The organism is Streptomyces sp. NBC_00878 (assembly GCF_026341515.1).
Taxonomy (GTDB): domain Bacteria; phylum Actinomycetota; class Actinomycetes; order Streptomycetales; family Streptomycetaceae; genus Streptomyces.
Genome location: NZ_JAPEOK010000001.1, coordinates 4,770,688 through 4,795,769, shown reverse-complemented (window position 1 = coordinate 4,795,769; position 25,082 = coordinate 4,770,688). Strand labels below are relative to the sequence as shown.

The following is a 25,082-nucleotide window of genomic DNA, read 5'->3' as shown; positions in this document are numbered from 1 at the left end:
AGCAGTGCAGCGGCGAGTGACAGGTCTGATCGCGATGGTGTCCGCGCTGGGCATGACGGCGGTCATCGGAGGCTGCGCCAGTTTGTCCGGGGACGGGGATGGAGAAGGGGGCGCGTCCGGGTCCGGGGGCGTCACGCTGAGGCTGGTCGCGGCCGACTACGGCGACTCCGAGGCGAACAGCTCCCAGAAGTACTGGGACCGACTGACCAAGGCGTACGAGGCGAAGAACCCCGGGGTCAAGGTCGAGGTGAGCGTCTACTCCTGGAACGACGTCGACGCCAAGGTCAAGAAAATGGTCGCCGACGGTCACGCGCCCGACATGGCACAGATCGGCGCGTACGCCGACTACGCCGCGAAGGGGCAGCTCTACGAGGCCGACGACCTGCTCTCCATCGACACCCAGGCCGACTTCGTGGGCCGGCTCACCGAGGCGGGGGAGCTGGACCGGACCCAGTACGGCATGCCGTTCGCCTCCTCGACGCGGCTGCTCTTCTACAACAAGAAGCTCTTCGCCGACGCGGGCCTCACCCCGCCGCGGAGCTGGAGCCGGCTCGCCGCCGACGCCCAGGTCCTCAAGTCGCGTGGCGTCACGTACCCGTACGCGCTGCCGCTGGGGCCCGAGGAGGCGCAGGCCGAGACGATGATGTGGCTGCTGAGCGGCGGTGACGGCTACACCGACACGGTCGGGTCGTACGGCATCGACTCCGACCAGAACGTCGAGACCTTCACCTGGCTGAAGGAGGAACTGGTCGAGAAGGGACTCACCGGACCCGTCGCGCCCGCGAATCTCAACCGCGCACAGGCCTTCGAGGCGTTCACACGCGGCGAGGTCGGCATGCTGAACGGCCACCCCACGCTGATGAAGGCCGCCGCGGCGAAGGGCGTGGAGTTCGGCATGGTGCCGGTGCCCGGCATCAACGGGCGGTCCAAGGCCACGATGGGCGTCGCCGACTGGATGACGGCGTTCAGGAAGCCCGGGCACGCCGAGCAGGTCGGGGACTTCCTCGACTACGTGTACAGCGACAAGAACGTGCTCGCGTTCTCGCGCGAGTACGACCTGCTGCCGGTGACCACGTCGGCGTCCGAGACGATGGCGGCGGACAGGTCCGACGCGGATCTCGTCGACTTCCTCGGCGAGTTGCCCAATGCCGAGCTGTACCCCGCGGCGAAGACGTCCTGGGCGTCGGTGAGCGCGGCCATCAAGCAGCGCATAGGCAAGGCCGTGAGCCCGAAGGGCAACCCGTCGGCAATCCTGGGCCGGCTCCAGCGGACCGCTGTCGCGGAGGAGAGCGCGTCGTAGCGCTGTCGGTGGTGTGTCGGGTGCCGGTCGCGGGGGCTTGTCGCCCCCACGTGGCGGAGCCGTGCGTCGACACGGTCCCGCGCTCTCAAGGCCGTTCCACCGGCTCGTCGCGGTCGAGGCACGGTGTCCGTGGCGGCCGGTGGTGGCTACTCTCGGGAAAGAGGCGATACGCGCGCGTGTGTGTGCCGAGGGGGAACCGCATGGCCGATCACCTGCACCGTCCCGTCCGCCTCCGAGATCACGAGATCACCAACGCGGTCAACGCCTCGGCCGGTGTGGTGGTTCAGGCGGGCCGGATCGACGGTGGGATCCAGGTGACCGGCGGCGCGCCGGGAACCGAGATACCGCGTCAGCTTCCGGTGAGCGGGGGCCTGTTCGTGGGGCGCGCCGCGGAACTGGAGGAACTGGGAAGTCTGCTCCAGCCGCCCACGGCCGGGCAACCGAGAATCGTGCTGCTCTCCGGCGCCGCCGCCACGGGTAAGACGGCACTGGCCGCATTCTGGGGACACCGGGCCGCCCCCCACTTCCCGGACGGCCAGCTCTACGTGGACCTGAGGGGTTTCGGTCCGGAGGAACCGCTGTCGCCGCTCACCGTTCTCAGCGGCTTTCTGCGCGCCCTGGGGCGGTCGCTCGCCGCCGAGAGCGGGCCACTGGAGGAACGGGCGGCCACCTTCCGTACGGCGCTGAGCGGTCGCCGGGTGCTCGTCCTCCTCGACAACGCCTCCTCCACCGACCAGATCCGCCCCCTCCTGCCGGGCTCGGACACCTGCGCCGTGGTGGTCACCAGTCGACGGAAGCTGAGCGGACTGAGTGTGCACCACGCGGTACGGACCGTGGCGCTCGGCGTCCTCGGCGGTGCCGAGAGCATCACGCTGCTCAATGCCGCGATCGGGGAGCGGGCGGCCGCCGAGAAGAAGAGCGTCGGCCGACTCGCCGCCCACTGCGCCGGCCTTCCGCTGGCCCTGCGCATCGCGGCGCAGAAAGTCGCCGTACGTCCCACACGCAGCATCGCCTCGCTCGTCAGCGAGCTGAACGGCATCGGCACCGGGCTCGACCTCTTCGACTTCGACGCGGACGACGACACCCGTTCCACCCTGCGCAGTGTGTTCTCCTGGTCCTACCGAAGCCTGCCGACGGCCGTACGCGAAGCCTTCGTACTCCTCGCGCTGCACCCCGGCGACACGTTCGACCTCCCCTCGGCCGCGGCGCTGCTCGGAACGCCGGGCGACGAGGCGGTCCGTCTGCTGCGCCGGCTGTCCGACTCGCACCTCGTGGACGACAGGGGCGACCGGTTCGCGATGCACGATCTGATGCGCGCCTACGGGCGCGAACTGCACACGGCCGTCGGCACGTCGGCGCACGACCCGCACCCGCACGACCCGCACCCGCTCGACGGCCTGTACGACTACTACCTGTCCATGGCGGACCGGGCCGGACGCGTCATCATGCCGTACCGCTACCGCTTCGCCCTGGCGACCGGAGGGCGTCCGATCGCGGTCGAGCCGCCGATGGCGAGCAGGGCCGACGCACTGTGCTGGATGGACGCCGAGTGGCGCACCCTGGTGGCGCTCTGCCGACTGGACGACCCCGTCTTCGACGTGCGCCGTTGGCAACTGGCCTACACCCTGCGCGACTACTTCTACCTGGCCAAGCACCTGGACGGCTGGTCGGAGAGCCACTACCTGGCATTGGCCGGATGTGAACGCCTGGGCGACCGCCGTGCCGAGGCCATGACGCGCAACAACCTCGGGCGCGCTCTGCTGGAAGCGGGCAGCGTGGAGGAGGCGGCCCGCCAGTACCGGCTGGCGCACGACCGGTTCGCGGAACTCGACGACGGGCACGGCCTCAGTGACGCCCTGGCCAACCTCGCCTCCGTCCGTCGGCGGCAGGGCGCGTACGCCGAGGCGCTGGACCTTCAGCAGCGTGCCCTGGACGTCTATCGCAGGACCGGGGCGATGCGGAAGGTCGGCATCACTCTGCGCAGCATGGCCAAGGCCGAGACCGCGCTGGGCCGCACCGCCGACGCGACGGGCCACGCCACCGAGGCGATGACCCTGTTCTCCGCGCTGGGCCTCGGCCTCGACGTCGCCCAGTCCGCGTACACGCTCGGTATGGCCCTGGAGCGGGACGGCGACGGTGTGTCCGCCGCCCGGGCCTATGAACAGGCCATCGAGTTCGCCCGCGGAGCCGGAAGCCGATACGAGGAGGCACGGGCCCTGCGGCAGCTCGGCTCCGTGTACGCCACCGCGGGGCATGTCGACGCGGCCCGTGACCGGTGGCAGGCGGCGCTGGAGCTGTTCACGTCGCTGGGCGCGTCGGATGCCGATGCGGTGGCCGCGCGGTTGGCGGACCTCGGTGACGGGCGGCCCGGCTCAGTAGGCGGGGACCTCGGTGACGGGCGGCCCGGCTCAGTAGGCGGGGACCTCGGTGACGGGCGGCCCGGCTCAGTAGGTGGGGTCCTCGCCCAGCCGGTCGAGGACCCAGTGGTGCAGGGTCCGGGCAACCTCCTGGTCCCTGGCACCGACGGCCTCGGGTGACCGTGCCGCCCAGTCGTCGATGCCCTCCCGGGCGTCCTGCGCCAGGATCAGGGCGTGGTCGCGCTGCCCTTCGTACTGATTGGCCGCGGCCATCGCGTGGGCGAGGCCCAGGGTCGCGCGCAGTGTCTCGGGGGCGTCCGGGCCGTGCCGTGCGACCTGCCGTTCCTGGAAATCGACCGCGGCGACCAGGAGTTCGGAGAGCAGTTCGTCGTGGTCGCCTTCCAGATGGACGTCTTCGGGGCCGACGCCGTCGGGCAGATCGCTCGGCTCGCCGACGGTAATGCCGGCGCCCTCCGGCAGCGGAAAGTCCGTGAGACCTCCGTGCAGCAGGGCCCAGAGGGTCGTCACGGTGGCGAGATGCTCGGGCCCCTGCACCCGCAGCCGGTCCGCGTAGAGGGCGTAGTGGCTCCAGTCGTCGGGAGCAGTGGTCACGAGGCGGTCCTCCTGCGTGCGGTGATGATGTTCTCGCGAGCGTCGAGGGTGTCGGGGTGGTCGTCGCCCAGGTGGGCCCGGCGTCGCCGCCAGACCTCCTCGAACGCGGTGAGCGCCGTCGCGGCGTCACCGAGGCGGAGGTGGTTGGCGCCGATGCTGAACAGGCTGTCCACCGTGCCCCGGGCGTCGCGTCCGGCCGTGTTGGCCCATCGTTCGTGGGCGAAGGCGGCGATGCGCAGCGCGGTGGGCGCCGCGTAACGGCCGGGTCCTCGGCCGATCGCTATCGCCAGGTTGTTGAGGGCCGTCAGGGTTTGCGGAGCGGACGGGCCGAGGCGTCCGTGCCAGCCACGGTAGGTCTCCCGCAGCAGCGTGCGGGCCGTCCGGTGGTCGCCGAGCGCCTGGTGGGTGTTGGCGAGATTGTTCATCGCCCACAGGGTGTCGGGATGGGGGCGGCCGAACCCGTCGCGGCCGTGCAGTGCGTCGAGTTCCTCGACGGCCCGCTCCTGGAGTTCGCGCGCTTGTGTGAGTGCTCCGTTCTCCTGGAGCACGGCTCCGAGTCCGACCAGCGCGCACAGCGTGGTGTACGGGTCGCAGAGCGGCGAAGCACGGCACGAGGCGTACAGGGCCTGGAAGTCGTCGACGGCGCCCGCGCTGTCGCCCAGCTGCGAGCGAAGACGCCCGGACTGCGCGACGAGGGACCACTGGCCGTTGTCGACGCCCCAGCCTTCCGGGGCCGCCAGATTCGCCGCGGCCTGGACGTGTGCCAGCAGGCCGAGCGTACGGAGCCTCGACGCGGCGTCGACTTCCGTCCGGTCGAGGAGGTCGGCCAGCGTGCGCACCGCCCGGTGGGAGACCTGCCGCCGCGTCGCGTCGCGCAGCAGGACGCGTGCCGCGCGACCGACCAGCGCGTGGACGAAGTAGGTGGCGCCGGAGACATCCTGGGCCGCCTCGACGAGTCCTCGGCCCTCAAGAGCGCGGATGCCGTCCGTCACCGCTGTCTCGGCGGCGTCCGGGTCCTCGTCCGTACCGCGGAGTGCGCCCGCCAGGAGGTCGTGAGGGATGGGCGCTGCGGCGAGTACGCTCGCGCCGGCGAGCAGGCGGGAAGCAGGGGCGGGCAGGGCGTCGAACGCGCGCAGCAGGACTCCGCTGAGCGGGCGGGCGGTCTCCGCGGGCAGGTCGTGGCCCAGGTGTTCCGCGAGTTCGAGCACGGGCTTGGGATCCTCGCGCAGGTCCGCGAGGAGGGAGCGGTAGCCGGTGAATCCCTCTGTAGTCGTCAGCCCGGCGGTGATCCGCAGAGCGAGGGGGTGCTCCCGCAGGTCCGCCACGATGCCGCGAGCGGCGTTGCGTTCGTCGATGTCCTCCCGGACCGGCCTGCGGTGTGCGGTCAGCAGACTCAGTCCTGGTCTCGGGCCCAGGCGGGACAGAACGATGTCGGTGCGGCTCGTGCCGCGGACAGTGCCGCGGGTGGTGACGAGTGTCCTGCCGTTGGGGCTGGGGGCGAGCAGGTACGGGTGCTCGCGCAGGCTCACGGAGGCGGGGAGGTCGTCGACGATCCAGAGATAGGACGGCAGATCTCTCAGATGGCGGCCGACTGCATGCCGTAACTCTTCGCTGGTGCCCGCGCGTTCGGGCAGGGAGAGATCGGGCAGCGAGAGATCGGGGATGGAGAGACCTGTCGCGATACGCCGCATCGCCGTGTCGAAGCCGGCCTGGACGGCGCCGGAGTCGTCCCGGCCCAGGGGGTCACTGCCGGACAGCTCGACGACGAAGACGCCGCCGGGATGGTCCTGGGCCGCCCAACGGCCGTACTGCCTGGCCAGGGTGGTCTTGCCCGAGCCTCCCAGTCCTCGTACGGAAACGATGGGTGCACCGCTGTCGAGTGTTCCGCCGCGCTCCTGCAGTGCGTCGTGCAGGGCCCAGAGTTCCTTGCGCCGTCCGACGAATCCGGACTCGCCGATCAGTTCATCGACGATCCAGCTCGGCCTGTCGGTCATCGCGTCGCCGAAGCGCCGGCCGTCGGCTTCCGCCACCTCGCGGACCACACCTGCGACATGGTCCGCCAGTTCCTCGACCGAGCGGCCCTCCCGGGTGAGCTTGCGCCGCTTGACCGCCTTGGGCCTGACCTTCGCGGGCGGCACCTTCCAGGTCAGCGGCATGATCCGGCGCATCGCGGTCCCGCCCAGAGCCTTCGCGCAGGACAGGGCGAGGTGCAATTCGGACCAGCAGTGGTCGCTTTCGTCGAAGCACGGGGTGAGCAGGGGAAGGAGAACCCGTGAGCCGAGGAGGGCCGCCTTCACCGACGGCAGCATTTCGTCGTCGTCCCACTCGGGCACCGACAGGTCGTCCTGGAAGACCACCAGTCCCCTGGCGCTCAGGGCCGCGTACATGGCGTCGGCCCATTCCTTGCCGTCCGCCCACGTGTAGCAGATGAAGACGTCGTACAGGGAATCCGGGCCTGGAACAGCGCCACCTCGGTGCTCGGTCACTTGGGGTCCTCGGGCTCATCGCGACGGCTGCCGGGGCACCATCACGCCGCGTCCCCGGACACCCACCCCCAGCGGGCTGGACGCATCCCATCGGAATCCGGGCGCCGTCACAAGACCGCGAGAGCGTTGATCACTGAAACGAGCGAAAAGCGAGCGAAAAATGAGCGAAACAGGACTGATCAGGTTCCCGTTTGCTCGGAAAGTGACGACGGCCTTCCTGGCAAGCTCGTGCACCCACGCTCGGCGTGCAGGGGGTGCCCCGGCCGGACTCCGCTACCGTGCCGGGCATGGACGACGAGGAGCTGACCGCGCAGGAGCATGCGGTGCTTGCGCTGGAGCGGCGGGGGTGGTCCACGCCGGGGGCCAAGGAGCGGGCGATACGGGAGGAACTGGGGCTGGCCCCGGTTCGCTACTACCAGCTGCTCAACGCCCTCCTGGACGCGCCGCGGGCCCTTGCCCACGATCCCGTCACGGTCAACCGGTTGCGGCGGGTGAGGGATGTACGGCGGGCTGAGAGGGAGGGGTGAGGGGGAGGGACGAGGGGGAGGTTTTTCTCGCCCCCGCGGATAGGGTCACAGCATGGCCAGTCACCCCGACTCATCGTCGATGCCGATCCCCGTGACCCCGGCGGGCCGAGACGGACTCGACGCCATCATCGCGCGGCCCGCCAGGGCCGTACTCGCCTTCGACTTCGACGGCACCCTCGCCCCGATCGTCCCCGACCCGGAACAGGCCCGCGCCCACCCGGACGCCGTACCCGCCCTCGCGGCCCTCGCCCCGAGGGTCGCCTCGGTCGCCGTCGTCACCGGCAGGCCCGCCGCCGTCGCCGTCCGCCACGGCGGCTTCGACGGAGTCCCCGGCCTGGAACACCTCGTCGTACTCGGCCACTACGGGGCCGAACGCTGGGACGCCGTCACCGGCACCGTCCAGGCCCCCGCCCCCCACCCCGGCGTCGCCGAAGCCCGCGCCGAACTCCCCGGATTCCTCGACGCCATCGGCGCCTGGCAGGGCACGTGGATCGAGGAGAAGGGCCGGGCCGTCGCCGTTCACACGCGCCGCGCCCAGGACCCCCAGGCCGCGTTCGAGGCCCTCCGCGAACCCCTCGCCGAGCTCGCCACCCGCCACGGTCTGATCGTCGAGCCGGGGAGAATGGTGCTGGAACTGCGCCCGCCCGGCATGGACAAGGGCGTCGCCCTCAGCGAGTACGTACGGGACGTCGGCGCCGAGTCGGTCATGTACTGCGGCGACGACCTCGGCGACCTCCCCGCCTTCGCCGCCGTCGAAAAACTCCGCACCGAGGGCGTACCGGGCGTCCTCGTATGCAGCGGCAGCAACGAGGTGACGGAACTGTCCGACCGAGCGGACTTGGTGGTGGACGGCCCGGAGGGGGTGGTACGCCTACTGGCGGCACTGGCGACGAAGCTGGCCCCGTGAGCTTTTGAGGGGCGCGGGGCTGTGACATTTGCGGCTCCGCCGCGGGGCGCGACCAGCCACAACGGACCCGCACGGTCCGAGCAACCCGCGGCAGCGCAGCGCTACGCCTCCAGCGCCTGAAGCTGGTCCAAGAACCACTGCGCCGGAGGCAAAGCCGTCCCGGCGACAGCCAACCGCTTCGCCCTCTCGGCCCGCTCACTCACCGGCATGGCCAGCGCCGCGTACAACGCGTCCGCCGTGCCCGACACGTCGTACGGGTTCACCACGATCGCGTCCTCGCCCAGTTCCTCGTACGCCCCCGCCTCCCGGGACAGCACCAGCACGCACCCGTCGTCCGACACGAGCGGCATCTCCTTGGCGACGAGGTTCATGCCGTCCCGGATGGGGTTCACCAGGGCCACGTCCGCCAGCCGGTAGGCCGCGAGGGAGCGGGCGAAGTCGTCCTTGAGGTTCAGCAGGACCGGGGTCCAACCCGGCGTCCCGTACTGGGAGTTGATCTCGTCGGTGACGCGCTGCACCTCGGCCATGTAGTCGCGGTAGACCGCCAGGTCCTGGCGCGACGGGTACGCGAAGGCGACATGCACCACGCGCTCGCGCAACTCCGGCCGGTCCGCCAGCAGTTCCCGGTACGCCAGCAGCCCGCGCACGATGTTCTTGGACAGCTCGGTCCGGTCCACCCGCACGATCGTCCGGCGGGCGCGGCCGTCGGGGTCCGTGCCGATCTGCTCCCGCAGGGTCGCCATCCGCTCGTCCACGTCGGGCCGGTGCGAGCGCTCGCGCAGGAAGTCCGCGTCGACCCCGAGGCCGTGCACCCCGATGCGGGTCCCGGACGGAATCCCCGGACCCAGTACGGCGTGACAGCAGTCCGTGAACGCGTCCGCCCACCGCTGGGTGAGGAACGCGGCCCGGTCGGCCCCGAGGATCCCGCCGAGTACCTTCGCCGCGATGTCGTCCGGCAGCAGCCGGAAGTACTCCGGTGGCGCCCACGGCGTGTGCGAGAAGTGCCCGATCCGCAGGTCGGGGCGGAGTTCGCGGAGCATCCGCGGGACGAGGGTCAGGTGGTAGTCCTGTACGAGGACGGCCGCGCCCTCCGCCGCCTCCTCGGCGAGCGCTTCGGCGAAGGCGTGGTTGTACGTCTCGAACGCCGCCCACTGCCGCCGGAACTCGGCGTCGAAGACCGGCTCCAGGGGGGTCTGGTAGAGCATGTGGTGGACGAACCACAGCGCGGAGTTGGCGATGCCGTTGTACGCGGCGGCATGCGTGTCGGCGTCGATGTCGAGCATGCGTACGCCGTCTTCGCCCACCCCGCGTCGTACCGCCTCGCGGTCGCCGTCGCCGAGGGCCGAGCACACCCACAGGGCGCCCGCGTCCGGGCCGATCGCGGAGAGACCGGACACGAGGCCGCCGCCGCCGCGCTTGGCGGTGAGCGCCCCGGTCTCGTCCTGGGTGTACGAGACCGGGCCGCGATTGGAGGCGACCAGGATGGTGTGGGTGCCGCGGGTGGAGACCATGCCTCGAAATCTAGCCCCCGGCGGAAACGCTCAAACGTTCCCACCCGCCGTATACGGGAGGCTGTACGCCGCCCGACCGCCGGTGGGAGCCGGTCCCGCCCCGCGGCGGAGCGGTGAATGTCACAGCCCCGCGCCCCCGAAAAGGCCTACGCCGCCTTCCGTTCCACGTACTCCTCGATCTCCGCCATCGGCGGCCTCTCCTCCATGTCCACCGAGTACGTGCGCGGCTCGAAGCCGTGCTCGCCGCGTTCGAACTGGGTCAGGGACGGGCGGATCATGTGGCCGCGGGCCAGGCGGAGCTGGGCCGTGCGGTAGATCGCGGCGGACATGCGGCCCAGGGCCTGGCCGTCCTGGTGGCGGTGTTTGCGGACGCCGACGTCGACCTGGGCCAGGGCGTCCAGGCCCACCAGGTGCAGCGCGTCGACCAGCATGCCCAGCTCCACGCCGTATCCGACGGGGAACGGGAGCTGTTCGAGGAGGGAGCGGCGGGCCGCGTACTCCCCGCCCAGCGGCTGGACGAAGCCGGCCAGCTGCGGCCAGTGCATGTTCAGGATCGGACGGGCCATGAGTTCCGTCACCCGACCCCCCTGACCTGCGGCGGAGCCCAGCGGTCGGTCGTACATCGCCTTGACGAGGTCCACGCCCGGGTCGGTCAGCAGCGGGCCGACGATCCCGGAGACGAAGTCGGCCGAGAACTCCTTCAGGTCCGCGTCGACGAAGGCGACGATGTCCCCGCTGGTGACGAGGAGCGAGCGCCACAGCACCTCGCCCTTGCCGGGGACGGCCGGCAGCCGGGGCAGGATCTCGTCCCGGTGCACGACACGGGCACCCGCGTCGGCGGCGACCTCGGAGGTACGGTCCGTCGAGCCCGAGTCGATCACCACGATCTCGTCGACGAGCGGCACCTTCCTGGTCATCAGCTCACGGCGGATGATCGCGACGATCTCGCCGACGGTCTCCTCCTCGTTGAGCGCGGGCAGTACGACACTCACCGTGGAGCCATTGGCACGCTTCGCGGCGATGAGTTGCTTGAGCGGGCGGTCCTCGACGGACCAGGAGCGCGTGCTCAGCCAGCGCTCGACGTCTTCCAGCACGTGCGGCTCTCCCTTGCGTTCTTTGGGATGCGTGTGCCCGGCGCGAGGCACTGTCGGGTGCGTCACTGTCATCTCGCGGTTCGGACGGCTCTCTCCACCATCCAGGCCTTCGGTTACAGTCTTGAACAACGCTGATGACCATCGCATGTCGGGGGTCGTTGCGTGCACAACCAAAACCAGAGCCAGAACCACAACTGAATACCGCTCATCCAGAGGGGCAGAGGGATACGGCCCGTTGAAGCCCCGGCAACCCTCCAGCCGGTCTCGTCCTGATCATCGTCGATCAGCGCAGCGAGGCTCCCGGCTAGGGAAGGTGCCAAATCCGTCTCACGGCGAAGTGCGTCGTGAGGAAGATGAGGAGAAAGGGCCTCGCCTCCATGGCTGCGCAGACAGTTGCAAGCACCACGAACTCCACCCCCGCCGCGAACTCCGTCGACCTGGGCCCGGCTGCCGCGCTTTCCTGCCGCGAATGCGGCCACCGCGTGCCGCTCGGTCCGGTCTTCGCCTGCGAGGAGTGTTTCGGCCCGCTGGAGATCGCGTACGACTTCTCGGCGTACGACACCGAGGAGCTCCGCAAGCGGATCGAAGCGGGACCCGCGAACATCTGGCGGTACGCGCCGCTGCTGCCCGTCCCCGCGGACGTGGCCGACAAGCCCAACATCAACCCCGGCTGGACCAAGCTCGTCCAGGCCGACAACCTGGCGCGCGAGCTGGGTGTCGAGGCCGGCAAGCTCTTCGTCAAGGACGACTCCGGCAACCCGACGCACTCCTTCAAGGACCGGGTCGTCGCCCAGGCGCTGGAGGCCGCGCGTGCCTTCGGCTTCACCACCCTCTCCTGCTCCTCCACCGGCAACCTCGCCGGCGCGGTGGGCGCCGCCGCCGCGCGCGCCGGTTTCCGGTCCTGCGTGTTCATCCCGCACGACCTGGAGCAGGGCAAGGTCGTCATGGCCGCGGTCTACGGCGGCGAGCTCGTCGGCATCGAGGGCAACTACGACGACGTGAACCGTTTCTGCTCCGAGCTGATCGGCGACCCGGCCGGCGAGGGCTGGGGCTTCGTCAACGTCAACCTGCGGCCGTACTACGCGGAGGGGTCCAAGACCCTGGCGTACGAGATCTGTGAGCAGCTCGGCTGGCAGCTGCCGGACCAGCTGGTCGTGCCGATCGCCTCCGGCTCGCAGCTCACGAAGATCGACAAGGGGCTCCAGGAGCTGATCAAGCTCGGGCTCGTCGAGGACAAGCCGTACAAGATCTTCGGTGCGCAGGCCGAGGGCTGCTCGCCGGTGTCCGTGGCGTACAAGGCCGGGCACGACGTCGTACGGCCGCAGAAGCCGAACACGATCGCGAAGTCGCTCGCGATCGGAAACCCGGCGGATGGTCCTTACGTTCTCGATATCGCCCGGCGTACGGGTGGGGCCGTCGAGGACGTGAACGACGAGCAGGTGGTCGACGCGATCAAGTTGCTGGCGCGGACCGAGGGGATCTTTGCGGAGACCGCTGGTGGTGTGACGGTGGGGGTGGCGAAGAAGCTGATCGAGAATGGGCTGCTGGATCCGAGTCTGACGACTGTCGTCCTCAATACCGGGGATGGTCTGAAGACCTTGGACGCGGTCGCTTCCGACACGGGGCTGACCGCGACGATCCGGCCGAACCTGGATTCCTTCCGTGAAGCTGGGCTCGGCTAGTCGTTGTTCCTTCGCTGCGGGCGCGTGGGGGCTGGTCGCGCAGTTCCCCGCGCCCCCAAAAAAGACTGCGCAGTTCCCCGCGCCCCTGAAGGGGCCACCCACTCCGACGGAGGTCTAACCCCATGAGCGTCAACGTTCGTATCCCCACCATTCTGCGTACCTACACGGGCGGCAAGGCCGAGGTTTCTGCCGAGGGTGGGACTCTCGGCGCGGTCATCGCCGATCTGGAGAAGAACCACGCCGGGATCGCGGCCCGGGTTCTGGACGACCAGGGGCAGCTGCGGCGGTTCGTCAACGTGTACGTGAACGACGACGACGTCCGCTTCGAGCAGGGGCTGGAGACGGCCACGCCGGACGGGGTCGGGGTGTCGATCATCCCCGCCGTCGCCGGCGGCTGACCAGCGGGCGCGGTGCCGATGACTGATCATTACCGTCGGTAACTGTGATTACTGAGAGTTCACCGAATTGCCCCCTCCGTAAGAGAAGCGGAAGGGGCAATTCTGTATGGTTGAGCGGGGTACAGTTGGGGAAGCTGCTTCGATCCGCATGCCAGGCGCATATAAGTTCCCGCCCGAAGCCCGACAAGAAGTAGCCAAAGTGCCCCGCCTTTTTGAGCCGTTTATGGCATTTATGGGGCCCGACTTGCCCTGAATCTTCGTGAATTCTTCGCATATTCCCGATCGGTCACGCCCGGAATTCTCGTCGGATTGACCTGTTGCAGAGGGCAGTTGGACGGATACATTCGGCCGCGGTCGACGCGTTCCGGCGCACACCCCCAACCGTTGGGGGGTGAGGTCTGACCCGGATCCGCGAAGTGCGGGTCTGTGCAAGGGCCAGTAATAGGGGAGTTAGGCATGGCTCAGGGCACCGTCAAATGGTTCAACGCGGAGAAGGGGTACGGCTTCATCGCGGTCGACGGTGGTGCGGATGTTTTCGTCCACTACAGCGCGATTCAGATGGACGGCTACCGCACCCTGGAAGAGGGTCAGCGGGTCGATTTTGAGATCTCGCAAGGCCAGAAGGGGCCGCAGGCGGACATGGTCCGACTGGCGACCGGCTGAAGCACGCGCCGACTTACTGCAGCGACGTTCTTCTTTCGAAGGGCTCGTACCTCCGGGTGCGGGCCCTTCGGTATGTCCGCGTGACGCCCTCACGGCGGCAGGCTCCCCCTCTCCTCCCCACCTCCTGCCCCCTCCCGTCCTCCTCCTGCCCTCTCCCCCCACCGGCTCTCACCTGCGGATCATCCTGAGCCGCTTGCACTCGCATGGGTCGAGTGCTAATCATTGGCGTTAGCACTCTGAAGGTGAGAGTGATAACGAGGACCGGGTCGGTGAGGCCCGCAGGCCGGGTGGGGCAAGGAACCACGAGGTCGGCAGGCCGTCCGTCGCGGGCGCGGGCGCGGTCCTGGAGATTCCACCCCAGTCCGGGAGGACCACTTCACATGGCCAAGATCATCGCGTTCGACGAGGAGGCACGGCGCGGTCTCGAGCGCGGGATGAACCAGCTCGCCGACGCCGTAAAGGTCACCCTCGGTCCCAAGGGTCGCAACGTCGTCCTCGAGAAGAAGTGGGGCGCCCCCACGATCACCAACGATGGTGTGTCCATCGCCAAGGAGATCGAGCTCGAGGACCCGTACGAGAAGATCGGCGCCGAGCTGGTCAAGGAAGTCGCCAAGAAGACGGACGACGTCGCCGGTGACGGTACGACCACTGCGACCGTTCTCGCCCAGGCGCTCGTCCGCGAGGGCCTGCGCAACGTGGCCGCGGGTGCCAACCCGATGGCTCTCAAGCGCGGTATCGAGAAGGCCGTCGAGGCCGTCTCCGGTGCTCTCCTTGAGCAGGCCAAGGATGTCGAGACCAAGGAGCAGATCGCTTCGACGGCCTCCATCTCCGCCGCCGACACCCAGATCGGCGAGCTCATCGCCGAGGCGATGGACAAGGTCGGCAAGGAAGGCGTCATCACCGTCGAGGAGTCCCAGACCTTCGGTCTGGAGCTGGAGCTCACCGAGGGTATGCGCTTCGACAAGGGCTACATCTCGGCGTACTTCGCCACCGACATGGAGCGGATGGAGGCGTCGCTCGACGACCCGTACATCCTCATCGCCAACTCCAAGATCGGCAACGTCAAGGACCTGCTGCCCCTTCTCGAGAAGGTCATGCAGTCCGGCAAGCCGCTGCTGATCATCGCCGAGGACGTCGAGGGCGAGGCGCTGTCGACCCTCGTCGTCAACAAGATCCGTGGCACCTTCAAGTCCGTCGCCGTCAAGGCTCCGGGCTTCGGTGACCGCCGCAAGGCGATGCTGAACGACATCGCCATCCTCACGGGCGGCGAGGTCATCTCCGAGGAGGTCGGCCTCAAGCTGGAGAACACGGGCCTGGAGCTGCTGGGTCGGGCCCGCAAGGTCGTCATCACCAAGGACGAGACGACGATCGTCGACGGCTCGGGCTCGGCGGACCAGGTTGCCGGTCGCGTCAACCAGATCCGTGCCGAGATCGAGAACTCCGACTCGGACTACGACCGCGAGAAGCTCCAGGAGCGCCTGGCGAAGCTGGCCGGCGGCGTGGCCGTCATCAAGGCCGGTGCCGCCACCGAGGTCGAGCTCAAGGAGCGCAAGCACCGCATCGAGGACGCCGTTCGCAACGCGAAGGCGGCCGTCGAGGAGGGCATCGTCGCCGGTGGCGGCGTGGCCCTGCTCCAGGCCTCCTCGGTCTTCGAGAAGCTGGACCTGGAGGGTGACGAGGCGACCGGCGCCAACGCCGTGAAGCTCGCCCTGGAGGCCCCGCTCAAGCAGATCGCCGTCAACGGTGGCCTTGAGGGTGGCGTCATCGTCGAGAAGGTGCGCAACCTTCCCGTCGGCCACGGCCTGAACGCCGCGACCGGTGAGTACGTCGACATGATCGCCGAAGGCATCATCGACCCGGCGAAGGTCACGCGCTCTGCCCTGCAGAACGCCGCGTCCATCGCCGCGCTGTTCCTCACCACCGAGGCCGTCATCGCCGACAAGCCGGAGAAGGCCAGCGCCGGCGCAGGCGCCGGTGGCGGCATGCCGGGCGGCGACATGGACTTCTGAGCCCAGGCGCAAGCAGCCCAGGCTCGGTAGTTCTCGGCAGTTCCCGGTAGTACATCGCAGTACCAGGCAGTACCAGTACGTGAACGAGGGCGGTACCTCACTCCAGGGGTGCCGCCCTCGGGCGTGTCCGGGGTCATGGACGTGACCGGGACGTGGCTGTCGCCGCCTCTGCTCCCGCGTCTACCTCCGTTTCCGCCTCCGCCTCCGCCTCCCGCGCGGCCGAGATCCTCTCCCTGCCCGTTGCCCTAAACGGCCTGACCGTGCCGAACCGGATCATGATGGCGCCGATGACCCGGCAGTTCTCGCCGGGCGGTGTTCCGGGGGAGGACGTGGCGTCGTACTACGCGCGCCGTGCCGCCGCCGGGGTCGGCCTGATCGTCACCGAGGGCACGTACGTGGGTCATGAGTCGGCCGGGCAGAGTGACCGGATTCCGCGGTTCCACGGGGAGGAGCAGCTCGCGGGGTGGGCGAAGGTCGCCGAGGCGGTGCACGCGGCGGGCGGCAGGATCGTGCCGTAGCTCTGGCACATCGGCATGGTGCGGTCCGCCGGGCAGCCGCCGTTCGCGGACGCGCCCGCGGTCGACCCGTCCGGCCTGCGCCTCGACGGCACCGAGGGCCAGGGCACGGCCATGACCCAGGCCGACCTGGACGACGTCATCCGGGCCTTCGCCGAGGCCGCGGCCGCCGCCGAACGGATCGGCTTCGACGGGGTCGAACTGCACGGCGCGCACGGCTACTTGATCGACCAGTTCCTGTGGTCGGGCACGAACCGCCGTACGGACGCGTACGGGGGGAATCTCGTCGCCCGGACGAAGTTCGCCGCCGAGATCGTGGCCGCGGTGCGGGCGGCGGTCTCGCCGACCTTCCCTGTCCTCTTCCGCTACTCGCAGTGGAAGCAGGACGTGTACAAGGCGCGCCTGGCGGAGACGCCGGAGGAGCTGGAGGCCCTGCTGGCCCCGCTCGCCTCGGCGGGCGTGGACGCCTTCCACGCGTCGACGCGCCGCTACTGGCTGCCGGAGTTCGACGGCTCCGACCTGAACCTCGCGGGCTGGACGAAGAAGCTCACCGGCAAGCCGGGTCTTCGAAGTTGAGCGGTGGGCCCGTCAGGTAACTGGAAGATTTGGGACACTCGCGGCCTCCGTAAGGCCTGGTGGCAGCCGTCAGAACTGTCCCGAACCTTCCAAACGTCGCCCTGGGCGGGCGGCCTCGCCGCTGCGCACCGCTCAACTTCGAAGACCCGGCAAGCCCGCGATCACCGTCGGCTCGGTCGGCCTGGACGGCGACTTCCTCAAGGGTTTCCAGGGCGAGGGCGCCCCGGTCAAGGGCATCGACGACCTCCTCGACCGCCTGGAGGCCGAGGAGTTCGACCTGATCGCGGTCGGCCGCGCACTGCTCCAGGACCCGCAGCGGGCCGCGAAGGTCCTGGGCGGGCGGTTCGGTGAGCTGGGGGCGTTTGACGCTACGGCGCTGGGGTCACTGAGCTGAGCCGACCACCACTGACCGCTGTTGTACGCCGAGGGCGGCAGCCTCAATTGCGGGGGTGTCGCCCTCGGGCGTTGCGGGGGTGGGCCACGCGCTGCGGCCGACCTTCAGCACATGGACGGTGGCGACGCCCGCCAGGCGCCGATGCGGCGGTCTCCCGGCGGTCCTCTTCCTCCAGCCGGGCCATGAACTCGTCGTGGGACATGGCTGCCCCGGCCGGAGCCGCCTCACGGGCCCGCGCTTCGGCGATGTCCGCGTCGTCCCGCAACCGCTGCGGCTCTTCCGGTTCGCTTGTTGGGATGGGTGCGGCGGCGGGCTTGCCGTACTCACCGGCGGGTGTGCGCGGTTGGTTCACTTGGCTGCTCTTCCGCTGATGCGTCGGCTGTCAGTCCGCGTAGTCCATGAGCTTCTCGGTTTCCAGGGTGATGCCGACGGGGGCGGGAAGCTCGACGACGGCTCCGTACGGGTACGAGGGGCTCTGCTGGTACGTCCCGTTCCTCACATCGTTGTAAACGACGAGGGTGTCGTTGTCCCGGTCGATGAGGAGGTAGATGGGGATGCCTGCTTCCGCGTAGCCGCGGACCTTGTCGATGCGGTCGCGCCGGTTGGTGTCGCGGTCGTGGGAGGTGACTTCGACGACCATGAGGATGCCCTTCGGGTCGGCCCAGTCGTCTTCCTGGGCGATGAAGTGATCCAGTGGCGCCAACGCGGCGTCCGCAGTGGCGTTCCCTTTGCGATAGGTACCGATCTTGAGGTCCTGTTCGGGGTACAGGGCCAGCTCAGGGCGCAGTTGCAGGAACAGCCGGATGAGCCACATCACGATGGCCCTGTGACGATTGTCCGGCAACGGCTTGACCTCTAGCTTCCCGTCGATGAGTTCGAGCTTGACGCCCTCTGGGGCCCTGCGGGCGAGCTCTTCGAAGTCCTCGACCTCGATGTGGTCGCCCTTGACGTACAGCCGTCCATCGAGGAATTCGAGCCGCACGTTTTCCGGAGCCTTACTGGCCAGCTCTTCGAAGTCCTCCATGGACATCTGCGGGCGCCTGGTGCCAAAGGTCATGGTGGTGTCGCCTCCTTCCCACCATGGTGCCCCGGCTTGGTGCCTTCGGACTGTTGGAGCGGTCATACGCGTGGCCTTTCTCGTCGGTCGACCATCGCCGCGCGGGCTGCGGCGGCGTGGGCGTGGACTGCGGTGGATGTCAGCGGGGTGGAGTGCCGGGCGGGCCCGGCCTCGCCCCGGCACAGCCCGCAGATGCCGCCCGGCAGGGCCTCCGGGCGGCCCGGTGTGCCGCACTTCGCGCACTCCAGTACGCGGAGGGGTGGGCGTGGGGCGGGCTCTTGTACCGGTTCCGATTCCGGTTCCGGTTCCGGTGGGAGCTTGGTGGTCAGGCGGCGGCGGACGAGGGCCGTCGGGCTGTGGACCGGGGTCGGGAGGCCTGCCGTCAGGGACTGGAGTACGTGTTCGTCGCTCGCGCCCCTCGCGAACCACTCCGTGACGAGCGGGGCGAGGTCCTCGCACGCCCTGGCGGACAGGGAGAGCGCCGGGGCCGTACGGCCGAGCGCCGCGAGCAGGATGTACGCGCGGGAGCGGGTCGGGCCGCCCTGCCTGACAGGAGTTTCCGGTTCCGGTGACTCCTTCGGTACGTCGCCCCTCGTGAACGCCGCCCACCAGTCGTCGTCCCGTGCCGTTCGCGAGAACCACGTTCGGGTGATCCAGCGGGCGCTGCCCGAGTCGGCCAGGTGTTCGCGGCCCCGGCGCAAGTGGCCTGCCCGCTGGAGGTTGTTGAGGGCCGTGCGGAGGGCGCACTGGCCGTACGGGAGCGTCTTGGCCAGCGTCTTTACGGAGATGTCGGCGCCGCCGGGGAGCCGGTCGATGTATGCGGCGACTGCGGCTTCGCGGGGTGGGAGGTGGGCGAAGTCGTGGGCCGTGCGAGGGAGTTGGTCCGGGGCGTCGCGTTTTCCGTAACCCGGATTGGCCATCGGGTGCGGCGGGGTCGCGTGCGCGGGCAGGAAGGCAGGACTAGGCTTGGCGTCAGCCACGGATCGACTCTCATTCGATCTTGTTGGTCAAGCCCCCGCAGGTGCCTCTCATGCACCGAGCGGGGGCTGTTTGCTATTTGGGCACGCTAAGCCCATGTGACTGTCTGTGGCAAACCGGTTGCGTCGAGTCAACTCACAGGGAGGGTGGGTGGGTTGAAACCCACCACCCAATCCTCAGAAGCAGGGCTCGGAGCTCGGCGCTTGAGCTTCGGGGCGGCTGCCGGTTAGTTCTGCTTGAGGTTTTCGACGAACGCTGACCACGCCTCGGCCCGGAACTTGAGCTTCGGGCCGAGGGGGGTCTTGGAGTCGCGGACCGGGATGAAGGTGGCGTGGCCGTCGGCGACTTCCAGGCAGTCGCCGCCGTCACCGGCGCTGTAGCTGGACTTGAACCAGGTGCTGGAGGGCAGGTCGTACTCACGGGTGCTGGACTTCATGCTCGTAATCCTGCGCCACTGACTCCATCAGGGCCAGTGAACCCTGAGGTAGAAGTGCTGCCGCCTGGAGGAGATTGAACGTGAGGGCGTGCCGGGCGACCGTGGCGGGGTCGTCCAGCAGTTTGCCCATGTCCAGCCCCTCGACGAAACAGAGCGGCGGGGCGTCTGCGAACTCCATCAGTTTCAAGGGGCCGCCCATTCCGGCATGTACTCCGGCGGCAAACGGCAGTACCTGCATGATGATCCGGTGGCGACGCGCCAGGTCTGCCACATGGCGTAGGGCCTCTGCCATCACTGCCGCTCCGCCGACCGGTCGCCGGAGCGCGGCCTCGTCGAGGATCACCCAAAACAGCGGGGTTGTTGGATCGCTGAGGAGGTGGGCACGTTCCATTCGGGTCGCCACCAGCTCTTCGATCTCGGCGTCCGAGACCATCGGCCGGTAGGAGCGGAACAGCGCTGCCGCGTACGCCGGGGTCTGCAACAGGCCGGGGATCAGTAGCGGGAGGTAGTGCCTGATCGCCGTAGCAACTGCCTCGGCCTCCGCCGCCTCCGCGAAGTGGTTGGGGTACTTGGACTTGGCGAGAGCCTTGCAATTCCGCTCGAAGAAGTCGTTCGTGCCGAGGATCTCGTCTAACTGGACGGCGTATTCGAGGTGGAGGCGTCGTGTCCCGGCCTCCAACTGGCCGATGAACGAGCCGCTGACGAACAACAGCTCGCCCAGTTCGGTCTGGCTGAGGCCCTTCCTCTCGCGGGCGAGACGCAACTCGGCGCCGATCAGGGCGCGAGGTGAGGAGGACGGGTCGAGTTTCTTCGGTCCTGGCATGCGCAACTCCCTGTTACACAGGAGGGGTTGTTGGGGCGCCGTCTCTGGCCAGGTTAGAGCGCTGTTGGCCACGCTGTGTGGTGAACGGGAACACTCAGAGTGGAGGCAGGGCGCGATGGAGACGACGTCTGGTGAGCGGGTGCGGTCGACTGAGGAGGCGGTGGAGTGCCTTCGGGCGGCCCTGGAGGAGGCGGGCGTCGCGCTGCCCTCGCTGGGCGTTGACCAGGTCACGGCGGCGACCGGCGAACCGTACGCACTGGTGGAGTTGGGGCGGTGCAACGTACGTACGGCGGTTCGGCTGGCCGACGCGCTGCGCGGGGCGGGCGGGGACGCGTGAGCGGGGAGTACGCGGTCGACGTACGCGACGGGCGGGTCGGGCAGGTCATGGGGCGCGTCGGCGGTTACGTACAGTTGCGGCCCGTGGGTGGTGGGCGGGAGTGGGACTGTCCGCCGGAGGCGGTGGGCGAGGCCACGGTGGGGGAGGTGCTGCGGGCTCGGGTGCGGCAGATCAACCAGGACGGGCGGTTGCCATGACGCCGCGTCAGGGTTCTGGCCTGACGAATGTCACGGTGAAGTGGTGACACCGCGCCCTGCGAATGGCGTGCGAGGGCGGCTGAGGTGGATACATGACCTCAACACCCGTCACCCAACCCGTCATCGACCCTGAAAGTCTGATGCGTCTGACGCAGCGGATGCGTCGGACGCGTAGAGCCCTGTCCCTCGCTCTCGCCCTCACCGTCACCGCCGTGGTGGCCGTGACCGTGAATTCGGGGGTGTCGGCGGCGGCGGTGCCGGACACCGTGCGGTGGGGGCCGTGCCCGGAGAAGGTCGCCGCACCTCGTCTTGAGTGCTCGACGCTCGAAGTCCCGCTGGACTACCGGGATCCGGACGGGCGGCAGATCGAGATCGCGATCTCCCGGCTGGTGAGTGAGGAACCGTCGCGGCGGCGTGGCGTGCTGCTGACCAATCCGGGCGGCCCGGGAATCACGGCACTCGGCTGGCCGGCCGTGCTCGCCGAATCGGGGCTGCCGAAAGAGGTGTTGGACTCCTACGACGTGATCGGCTTCGATCCGCGTGGCGTCGCCCGCAGTACGCCGGTGACCTGCGATCTGACGCCGGAGCAGCAGGCACGCGGCAACTTCCCGACGTACGCGCACACCGCGGCCGATGTCGCGCGGGAGGCGGGGAAGGCGCGGACCGTCGCCGGGCAGTGCGCCGACTCGCGGACGGCGTGGATGCTGCCGCACACCACCACCGCGAACACCGCGCGCGACATGGACCGGATCCGGGTGGCGCTGGGCGAGCCGAAGCTCTCGTACCTCGGTGCCTCCTACGGCTCCTACCTCGGCGCGGTGTACACGACGATGTTCCCGGAGCGCGGCGACCGGATCGTGCTCGACAGCAACCTGGGCCCCGGCGGCTACGACGCCACGGCCATGCGGTTGTTCGGCCGGGGAATGGAGGACCGGTTCCCGGACTTCGCGGCGTACGCGGCCGCGCACCCCGAGTACGGTCTTGGCGCCACGCCGGAGCAGGTGACCGCGAAGTTCTTCGACCTGGCGGAGCGGTTGGAGGCGAAGCCGGTCCACGGTATCGACGGGACGCTGTTCCGCGGGCTCACGTTCGGGGACCTCTACGACGACTCCCTCTTGCCTCGGCTGGCCGAGACCTGGCAGGCGCTCGACACGGGCCGGCCGCTGCCGATCGACCCGCCGACGGGAGACATGGACAACTTCATGTCCGCCCGTTTCTCTGTCGTATGCGGTGATACGCGCTGGCCGGGGACGGTCCGGGAGTATCAGCGCAATGTCGCGGTCGACCGGCTGAAGTACCCGATGCTGGGCGCGTCCACGGCCGGCATAGGACCGTGCGCGTTCTGGCCGGACGAGCGGGTCGAGCCGCCGGTGCGCATCGGTGACCGGGGACCGTCGAACGTACTCATGGCGCAGAACGAGCGCGACCCGGCGACGCCGCTGGCTGGCGCCCAGGAGCTGCGGCGGGCGTTCGGGAAGCGGGCCACGATGGTGACGGCCGATCAGGGCGGGCACGGCGTCTATCCGTTCGGCCGCAACACGTGCGCGAACGACACGGTGACGGCGTTCCTGACCACCGGGCAGCGCCCGTCGCGGGATCTCGCCTGCGCGGCGGAGCCGAGCGAGTAACGGGAGCGGAGACATGTTCAAGGAGTGGCGGCATCGCCGGGCCGCGCAGCGGGTCAAGCCTGGGGACGGGCGACCGTTGAAGCGTTTCCGCTGGTGGCAGTCGCTTTCCCGCGCACTGTTCCATCTTCGGCTGATGAACGACGACGGCCGACAGATGGTCTACGCCGTCGACGTCAGGCATCAGAACCAGTCGGAGGGCCACGTCAAGGCTCACCTGTACCTCGATGGCAGGCATCACGCCGAGTCCAGAGTCCCTGCCGTCTTCCCCGTCCAGGGCGGCACCGTCGAAGTAAGGGCGAGTAGCTTCGGGCTCAAGCGCTGCCACTATGTCACCGCCGAGGGCGTCGAGTTCCCGCTCGTCCCGGACGCCGCCTCCGCCGAGGGGCGCCGCGCGCGCCTCGACCGCGGGCACCCCGCGCTGAGCCGCTGGATCGGTTTCCTCTCGGTGATCGTGCTCGTCATCGGCCTGGTTCTCCTGATCCTTCAGCTCGCCGAACAGGTCACCCGGGCGCCGGAGGGCGTCGCCCAGTATGTCGGGACCTTCGCCTCGCCCATTGATCTACCGGCGTGGGGCAACGTCGTGCTCGGGCTCGCCACTGTGGCGGCCAGCACGGAGCGGGCGCTGCGGCTGCGCTACAACTGGCTGCTCGACGGTGGGGCGGGCTGAGCTGCACGTTTGGCCGGTGCGGGATGCGGGCCAGAAAAGTCTCTCCGGACCTGCAACCTCGGTGCGGTCGGAACGTCTGTCCGGGTGGAGGCGCCTCCAAGCCAAGGCCTTCGCCACGGGAAACCACCTGTGGCGGTGGCCCGACCGACACAGTCACCATCGACGATTCGAGGAACCACATGTTTGCAGGTCAGACTGGACGGGGCGGCCTCCGTTCGCGTCGAGTGCGTATCGCTGTGGGAGTTACCGCTGCCGCCGCCATGCTCGGCCTCGGTGGCGCTATCACCGCTCAGGCCAGCGACTCCGGGCCCGCCCTGAAGGAGTCGGTCAAGAACGTGAAGTTCACCGATGACTGCTGGGAGTCGGAGCCGTCTGACGACGTGGTCGAGGCGGTGCGGGATAAGGGCGAGGACCTCCCGAAGCCCGACTCCTACAAGGACTACGAGTTCGTCGACGAGGGCCCCGTCGACGCGGTCCCCGGTGATGACCAGTGCGCGGAGCCGGAGCCGGTCGGGGACCCGGTTGAGGCGGTGCCGGGTGACAGCGACGACGTCGCGAAGCCCGGCTCCGTCAGGGATGCCGAGATCGCTCCCTCCAAGCGCTGACGTTGAGCGGTCTGGCCCCGGTCTGGGGGGTGGCTGAGGGCGGGGCCAGATCTGTACGTCCCCCTGCGGGTGCCTGGGTGGATGAGCCGCACCGGGTGTGGGGCCTGGTGCGGCATCTGGTGCGTGGGGTGTCGTACAGGAGAGAGGACATTCCGGTGGGCCCGTCGGTGCCGGGCCCACCGGATGTCTTCGCCGGTGCCGGTGATGAGCGGCCCGGGATTGACGAGTTGTACGCCCACCGGCGTCTGCAACTGGTGCGGTTGGCGCTGCTGTTGGTGGATGACCTTCCGACGGCGGAGGACGTGGTGCAGGACGTGTTCGCTGCGCTGTACCGCCGTTATGGGGAGCGGCTGTCCGGGCTGGACAATCCGGACGCGTACCTGCGGACGAGTGTGGTCAACACCTCGCGCTCGGTGCTGCGTCGGCGCCGTACGGTGCGGGCGCATGTCCCCGAGCGTGAGGGGCATGCGCCGTCGGCGGAGGAGCCGGTGCTGCTCAACGAGGAGCACGGAGAAGTGATCGCCGCGTTGCACTGTCTGACGCGGCGGCAGCGTGAGGTGCTGGTGCTGCGGTACTGGTCCCACCTGAGTGAGGCGCAGATCGCCGATACGTTGGGGCTGTCCCGTGGGGCGGTCAAGTCGACCGCGAGCCGGGCGCTGGCGGCCCTGCGGCGGCAGTTGGAGGCTTCCTGATGAAGCCATGTGTGATCCCGGAGGCGCCGCGATGATTGACCAGGACCCCGGCTCCGGGCTGTGCCCGGATCCTCTGGAACAGCGGTTGCGTGATGCCTTGCGGGCCCGGACCGAGGCGGTCGGCCGGTCCGATCTGCGGCCCGCTGCCCCGCCGTCCTGGCAGGCCCGGTTCCGGCTGCCCGGTACCTTTCCTGCCTGCCGCGCCGTCGGGCTGTTCGTCCTGGCCGCAGTGGTGGCCGGTCTCCTGTTCGTGGCGGCGCGCTGGGAACGGGAGACGCCGGTCCATCCCACGAACGTCCCGACGGCGCCGCCCACCCCCGAGTACACGGACACGGTCGACCTCGAGCTGGATCCTGGCGAGCTGTTTCCTGACGAGGATTGGGTTCCTGCCGAGAAGCAGACTCCTTGACCAAGGGCGAGAAGCACACTCCTTGACCAAGGAGGGGAGCAGGCACGGCGCCTGCTCCCCATTGGCGCGACGTGATCTCCGTACGAGAATGCGCCAAAACTGCTGACAATTTTGTGGGCGATTCGCTCGGTATGGCGGCGGACCAGGCAGGAAGCCGTGTCGGGGCCCGTGGCCGGTTCCTGGTGCCGTCACTGGTGGGGCACAGGAAGTCCCAAGGAACGG

Annotated in this window: 23 protein-coding genes, 2 pseudogenes and 1 riboswitch; of the genes and pseudogenes, 17 read left to right on the top strand and 8 right to left on the bottom strand. The window is 69.3% G+C overall.

The features are described 5' to 3' along the window. Positions 1-34 precede the first annotated feature (34 nt). Positions 35-1,300, top strand: a complete 1,266-nt coding sequence (locus tag OHA11_RS20190; RefSeq protein ID WP_266507320.1) for an ABC transporter substrate-binding protein — start codon at positions 35-37, stop codon at positions 1,298-1,300. Positions 1,301-1,500: 200 nt separating this feature from the next. After that, positions 1,501-3,837, top strand: coding sequence for a tetratricopeptide repeat protein (locus OHA11_RS20185; RefSeq protein ID WP_266498305.1), 2,337 nt, complete (start codon positions 1,501-1,503; stop codon positions 3,835-3,837). On the opposite strand, the gene OHA11_RS20180 is transcribed toward OHA11_RS20185, so the two are convergent. Together OHA11_RS20180 and OHA11_RS20175 are read right to left on the bottom strand one after the other, a co-directional pair. Next, complete coding sequence (locus tag OHA11_RS20180) at positions 3,745-4,269, bottom strand: hypothetical protein (RefSeq protein ID WP_266498304.1); 525 nt, start codon at positions 4,267-4,269, stop codon at positions 3,745-3,747. The genes OHA11_RS20185 and OHA11_RS20180 overlap by 93 nt on opposite strands. Next, entirely contained in the window at positions 4,266-6,755 is a 2,490-nt protein-coding gene (locus OHA11_RS20175; RefSeq protein ID WP_266498303.1) for a tetratricopeptide repeat protein, read from the bottom strand. Before OHA11_RS20175 ends, OHA11_RS20180 begins: the two co-directional genes overlap by 4 nt. 287 nt (positions 6,756-7,042) lie before the next feature. Here OHA11_RS20175 and OHA11_RS20170 point away from each other — a divergent pair, with 287 nt between their 5' ends. Both OHA11_RS20170 and otsB read left to right on the top strand, forming a co-directional pair. Further along, positions 7,043-7,282, top strand: coding sequence for a DUF3263 domain-containing protein (locus OHA11_RS20170; RefSeq protein WP_266498302.1), 240 nt, complete (start codon positions 7,043-7,045; stop codon positions 7,280-7,282). Positions 7,283-7,334: 52 nt separating this feature from the next. Further along, entirely contained in the window at positions 7,335-8,189 is an 855-nt protein-coding gene (otsB, locus tag OHA11_RS20165; protein WP_266498297.1) for a trehalose-phosphatase, read from the top strand. Positions 8,190-8,290: 101 nt separating this feature from the next. On the opposite strand, the gene OHA11_RS20160 is transcribed toward otsB, so the two are convergent. Together OHA11_RS20160 and OHA11_RS20155 are read right to left on the bottom strand one after the other, a co-directional pair. Further along, on the bottom strand, positions 8,291-9,700 hold the full coding sequence (locus OHA11_RS20160; protein ID WP_266498295.1) for a trehalose-6-phosphate synthase: 1,410 nt from the start codon (positions 9,698-9,700) through the stop codon (positions 8,291-8,293). Between the two features lie 146 nt (positions 9,701-9,846). Continuing rightward, a complete protein-coding gene (locus OHA11_RS20155; protein WP_266498293.1) occupies positions 9,847-10,794 on the bottom strand; it encodes a glucosyl-3-phosphoglycerate synthase in 948 nt (315 codons plus the stop codon). Between the two features lie 202 nt (positions 10,795-10,996). After that, positions 10,997-11,154, top strand: a riboswitch (SAM riboswitch). Positions 11,155-11,171: 17 nt separating this feature from the next. Between OHA11_RS20155 and thrC the strand changes: the two genes are divergently transcribed. The 6 genes and pseudogenes from thrC to OHA11_RS20125 all read left to right on the top strand — a co-directional run. Next, complete coding sequence (gene thrC, locus OHA11_RS20150) at positions 11,172-12,476, top strand: threonine synthase (RefSeq protein ID WP_200396698.1); 1,305 nt, start codon at positions 11,172-11,174, stop codon at positions 12,474-12,476. A 122-nt stretch (positions 12,477-12,598) separates the two neighbouring features. Beyond that, complete coding sequence (locus OHA11_RS20145; RefSeq protein WP_266498288.1) at positions 12,599-12,874, top strand: MoaD/ThiS family protein; 276 nt, start codon at positions 12,599-12,601, stop codon at positions 12,872-12,874. A 456-nt stretch (positions 12,875-13,330) separates the two neighbouring features. Then, entirely contained in the window at positions 13,331-13,537 is a 207-nt protein-coding gene (locus OHA11_RS20140) for a cold-shock protein (RefSeq protein WP_007493268.1), read from the top strand. 380 nt (positions 13,538-13,917) lie between these two features. Beyond that, entirely contained in the window at positions 13,918-15,546 is a 1,629-nt protein-coding gene (groL, locus tag OHA11_RS20135; protein ID WP_266498286.1) for a chaperonin GroEL, read from the top strand. 152 nt (positions 15,547-15,698) lie between these two features. Further along, a pseudogene (locus OHA11_RS20130) lies at positions 15,699-16,622 on the top strand (12-oxophytodienoate reductase); the annotation flags it as partial. 163 nt (positions 16,623-16,785) lie between these two features. Beyond that, positions 16,786-17,031: pseudogene (locus OHA11_RS20125) on the top strand (12-oxophytodienoate reductase); the annotation flags it as partial. Between the two features lie 382 nt (positions 17,032-17,413). Here OHA11_RS20125 and OHA11_RS20120 read toward each other — a convergent pair. The 4 genes from OHA11_RS20120 to OHA11_RS20105 all read right to left on the bottom strand — a co-directional run bounded on the left by OHA11_RS20120 (position 17,414) and on the right by OHA11_RS20105 (position 20,325). Continuing rightward, positions 17,414-18,088 carry a Uma2 family endonuclease gene (locus OHA11_RS20120; protein WP_266498284.1) on the bottom strand — a complete coding sequence of 225 codons (675 nt, stop codon included), beginning with the start codon at positions 18,086-18,088 and terminating at the stop codon, positions 17,414-17,416. A 62-nt stretch (positions 18,089-18,150) separates the two neighbouring features. Then, entirely contained in the window at positions 18,151-19,008 is an 858-nt protein-coding gene (locus OHA11_RS20115; RefSeq protein ID WP_266507319.1) for a hypothetical protein, read from the bottom strand. Positions 19,009-19,292: 284 nt separating this feature from the next. Next, positions 19,293-19,502: a DUF397 domain-containing protein gene (locus OHA11_RS20110; RefSeq protein WP_266498282.1), complete on the bottom strand. Its 210-nt coding sequence runs from the start codon at positions 19,500-19,502 to the stop codon at positions 19,293-19,295. Continuing rightward, positions 19,483-20,325, bottom strand: coding sequence for a helix-turn-helix transcriptional regulator (locus tag OHA11_RS20105; protein ID WP_266498279.1), 843 nt, complete (start codon positions 20,323-20,325; stop codon positions 19,483-19,485). The genes OHA11_RS20110 and OHA11_RS20105 overlap by 20 nt, the downstream gene beginning before the upstream one ends. A 115-nt stretch (positions 20,326-20,440) precedes the next feature. On the opposite strand from OHA11_RS20105, the gene OHA11_RS20100 reads away from it, so the two are divergent. The 7 genes from OHA11_RS20100 (at position 20,441) to OHA11_RS20070 (ending at position 24,860) form a co-directional block, all read left to right on the top strand. Further along, entirely contained in the window at positions 20,441-20,662 is a 222-nt protein-coding gene (locus OHA11_RS20100; RefSeq protein ID WP_266498278.1) for a hypothetical protein, read from the top strand. Beyond that, the gene (locus OHA11_RS20095) at positions 20,659-20,859 is read left to right on the top strand and encodes a hypothetical protein (protein ID WP_266507885.1); all 201 of its coding nucleotides are present in this window, start codon (positions 20,659-20,661) and stop codon (positions 20,857-20,859) included. The genes OHA11_RS20100 and OHA11_RS20095 overlap by 4 nt, the downstream gene beginning before the upstream one ends. 158 nt (positions 20,860-21,017) lie before the next feature. Beyond that, entirely contained in the window at positions 21,018-22,487 is a 1,470-nt protein-coding gene (locus OHA11_RS20090; RefSeq protein ID WP_266507316.1) for an alpha/beta hydrolase, read from the top strand. A 13-nt stretch (positions 22,488-22,500) separates the two neighbouring features. Continuing rightward, on the top strand, positions 22,501-23,154 hold the full coding sequence (locus OHA11_RS20085) for a hypothetical protein (RefSeq protein WP_266498275.1): 654 nt from the start codon (positions 22,501-22,503) through the stop codon (positions 23,152-23,154). 224 nt (positions 23,155-23,378) lie between these two features. Beyond that, positions 23,379-23,759 carry a hypothetical protein gene (locus OHA11_RS20080; protein ID WP_266498274.1) on the top strand — a complete coding sequence of 127 codons (381 nt, stop codon included), beginning with the start codon at positions 23,379-23,381 and terminating at the stop codon, positions 23,757-23,759. Between the two features lie 167 nt (positions 23,760-23,926). Further along, positions 23,927-24,451, top strand: a complete 525-nt coding sequence (locus OHA11_RS20075) for a SigE family RNA polymerase sigma factor (RefSeq protein ID WP_266507313.1) — start codon at positions 23,927-23,929, stop codon at positions 24,449-24,451. A gap of 31 nt (positions 24,452-24,482) precedes the next feature. Then, entirely contained in the window at positions 24,483-24,860 is a 378-nt protein-coding gene (locus tag OHA11_RS20070; protein WP_266498272.1) for a hypothetical protein, read from the top strand. Positions 24,861-25,082 lie beyond the last annotated feature (222 nt).